Origin of the sequence: uncultured Mycobacterium sp. (assembly GCF_964249325.1) — a bacterium.
In the GTDB taxonomy this organism is placed as follows: domain Bacteria; phylum Actinomycetota; class Actinomycetes; order Mycobacteriales; family Mycobacteriaceae; genus Mycobacterium.
The window spans coordinates 1-2,896 of the sequence record NZ_CAXUCH010000137.1 but is presented as its reverse complement, the minus strand read 5'-3'; the positions used below and the strand labels follow the sequence as shown (position 1 = coordinate 2,896).

General features: G+C 67.4%; 3 protein-coding genes and 1 pseudogene (1 of these 4 cut by a window edge). 2 read left to right on the top strand and 2 right to left on the bottom strand.

All coding sequences use genetic code 11. The features are described from left to right. Nucleotides 1–83: pseudogene (locus ACFE99_RS16440) on the bottom strand (riboflavin synthase) (it extends 512 nt beyond the left edge of the window). An 87-nt stretch (nucleotides 84–170) separates the two neighbouring features. On the opposite strand from ACFE99_RS16440, the gene ACFE99_RS16435 reads away from it, so the two are divergent. Then, nucleotides 171–872, top strand: coding sequence for an LppX_LprAFG lipoprotein (locus tag ACFE99_RS16435; protein ID WP_375487108.1), 702 nt, complete (start codon nucleotides 171–173; stop codon nucleotides 870–872). 4 nt (nucleotides 873–876) lie between these two features. Next, a complete protein-coding gene (locus tag ACFE99_RS16430; RefSeq protein ID WP_375487106.1) occupies nucleotides 877–2,415 on the top strand; it encodes an MFS transporter in 1,539 nt (512 codons plus the stop codon). An 11-nt stretch (nucleotides 2,416–2,426) separates the two neighbouring features. Here the strand turns inward: ACFE99_RS16430 and ACFE99_RS16425 are convergent. Next, nucleotides 2,427–2,896 (bottom strand): RibD family protein (locus ACFE99_RS16425; RefSeq protein ID WP_375487104.1); only part of this gene is annotated, 470 nt, incomplete at its 5' end.

Below are 2,896 nucleotides of genomic sequence, written 5' to 3'. Positions count from 1 at the left end.
CCGCGGATGGTGAGGCGCGCGCAATCACCCAGGCGCTCCTTGCCGACCACTTCGCCGAGTTCCTCGACGATTCCGGTGAACACTGCATCAGGCTAAAGCGTGGGCTGCGGCAAGGCGCGCCACCTCCGGCTTCCCGGTTGCAGTCCGAGCCACCCTCTACGATGCAACCTATGCAGACGCGTCGCCGCTTATTTGTCGTCCTCGCCGCCATGAGCATCGCCGCCGCCCTGATCAGCGGTTGCTCCTCATCCTCGAAGTCCTCCAGCAAGCCGTTACCGGATGCAGCGACGCTGGTCAAGCAGTCCAGCCAAGCCACCAAGAACGTCAAAAGCGTGCATCTGGTGTTGTCGACGACCGGCAAGGTCCCGGGGCTGCCGATCAAAACGCTCACCGGCGACCTCACCACCAACCCCACCGCCGCGAAGGGCAACGCCAAGATCACCGTCGGCGGCTCGGACATCGACGCCGACTTCGAGGTCTACAACTCTGATCTCTACGCCACGCTCACGCCGGGCAAGTGGGACAACTTCGGTCCGGCCGCCGATATCTACGACCCGTCCACCATCCTGAACCCCGACAACGGTCTGGCCAACGTGTTGGCCCACTTCACCGACCCCAAAGCCGAGGGGCGGGAGAACATCAACGGCCAAGACGCCGTCCGAATCAGCGGAAAAGTATCCGCCGACGCGATGAATGCGCTTGCGCCGTCATTAAAAGCGACACAGCCGCAGCCGGCCACCGTGTGGATTCAGGAAAACGGCGACCATGAACTGGTGCAGGCCAAGCTCGACCAGAGCCCGGGCAATTCCATCCAGATGACCCTGTCGAACTGGAACCAGCCGGTGCAGGTCACCCAGCCTCCGGTGAGCTGACACGATGCAAGCCGGACGCAGAGTCGCGATCAGCGCGGGCAGTCTCGCCGTACTGCTCGGGGCCCTCGACACCTACGTCGTGGTCACGATCATGCGCGACATCATCATGACCATCGGCATCCCGGTCAACAAACTGGAGCGGATCACACCGATCGTCACCTGGTACTTGCTGGGCTACGTCGCGGCGATGCCGCTGCTGGGCCGAGCGTCGGACCGGTTCGGCCGCAAGCTGCTTCTCCAGGCCAGCTTGGCTGCGTTCGCGGTCGGTTCGGTGGTCACCGCGCTGTCCACCGATCTGCACGTACTGGTGGTCGGCCGAACCGTCCAGGGCCTGGCCGCCGGCGCGCTGCTGCCGGTCACGCTGGCGCTTGGCGCCGACCTGTGGTCCACCCGCAACCGTGCCGGGGTGCTCGGCGGTATCGGCGCCGCGCAGGAACTGGGCAGCGTGCTGGGGCCGCTGTACGGGATCTTCATCGTGTGGCTGACGAGCCGCTGGCAAGACGTGTTCTGGATCAATGTGCCGCTGGCCGCCGTCGCGATGGTGATGATCCAGTTCAGCCTGCCGTCGCGGGACCGCAGCGCCGAGCCCGAGAAAATCGACCTGGTCGGTGGATTGCTGCTGGCACTCGCGCTCGGCCTGGCGGTGATCGGGCTGTACAACCCCGATCGGACCGCTCAGCAGGCGCTGCCGAGCTACGGCTTGCCCCTGGTGATCGGCGCGATCGTCGCCGCGGCGGTGTTTGCGCTCTGGGAACGCTTTTCCCGCACCCGGTTGATCGAACCCGCCGGTGTGCACTTCCGGCCGTTCTTGGCTGCGCTGGGCGCATCCGTTGCTGCCGGGGCGGCGCTGATGGTGACGCTGGTCGACGTCGAGCTGTTCGCCCAGGGCGTGCTCGGCAAGGACCAGGACGAGGCCGCCTTTGTGCTGGTCTGGTTCCTCGCCTTTCTCCCGGTCGGGGCGCTCACGGGTGGGTGGATCGCCACCAAGATCGGCGACCGCGCGATGACGTTCATCGGTCTGCTCGTCGCGGCCGGCGGGTATTGGCTGATCTCGCACTGGCGGCCGAACCTTCCGAGCCACCGGCACAACATCTTTGGTTTGCTGAGTCTGCCCGCGATGGACACCGATTTGGCCATCGCCGGGGTCGGACTGGGTCTGGTGATCGGGCCGCTGTCATCGGCCAGCCTGCGGGTGGTGCCGTCTGCACAGCACGGCATCGCCGCGGCGTTGGTGGTGGTGGCCCGGATGACCGGCATGCTGGTCGGAATCGCCGCCCTGAGTGCATGGGGATTCCAGCGGTTCAACCAGATCGTCGCTGCGAAGACGGCGGCGGTGCCGGCCAACGCCAGCCTCGCCGAACGGTTAGCCCTCAAAGCGGTGCTGTACCGGGATGCGTTCGCGGAGATGTACGGCGGGATCTTCACGGTCACCGCCGTCGTCTGTGTGGTCGGGGCGCTGCTCGGACTGCTGCTGTCCAGCCGTCGCGTCCACGCCGAGGAGCCGGCGGCAGTCGAACCGCAGCCCGTGGGGCCTAAGGCGTAGGGCGTCGCGGTCTAGCGCGGCACCAGGCTCAGCAGCAGATCCGGCCCGACCCGCTCCACGCCGTCGAAGCGCCAGCGCAGCGCCCGGGCGATGCTGGGTACCCCGACGTCGTCGACCGCGGTGATCGGCCCTCCCAGCAGAATCGGCGCGACGTACGCCAAGATGCGGTCGATCGCCCCCGCGCGCAGGAATGCGCCGGCGAGCGTCGGTCCACCTTCGAGCAGGACGTCAGTGCGATCCGACAGGGCCTTGAGCACTTCGTGCGGGTCGTGGGTGCGGATCACCATGGTGCGCGAATCGTCGTTGAGCACTTGGGCTTCCGTGGGGACGTCGCGCTTGCCGACCACCACGCGCAGCGGCTGCCGCCCGGCGAGGCTGCCGTCGGCCAGCCGCGCGGTCAGTGCCGGATCGTCGGCGAGCACCGTGCCGGTTCCGACGACGATCGCATCGGCGGCCGCGCGGCGGCGATGCAGGTCCGCGC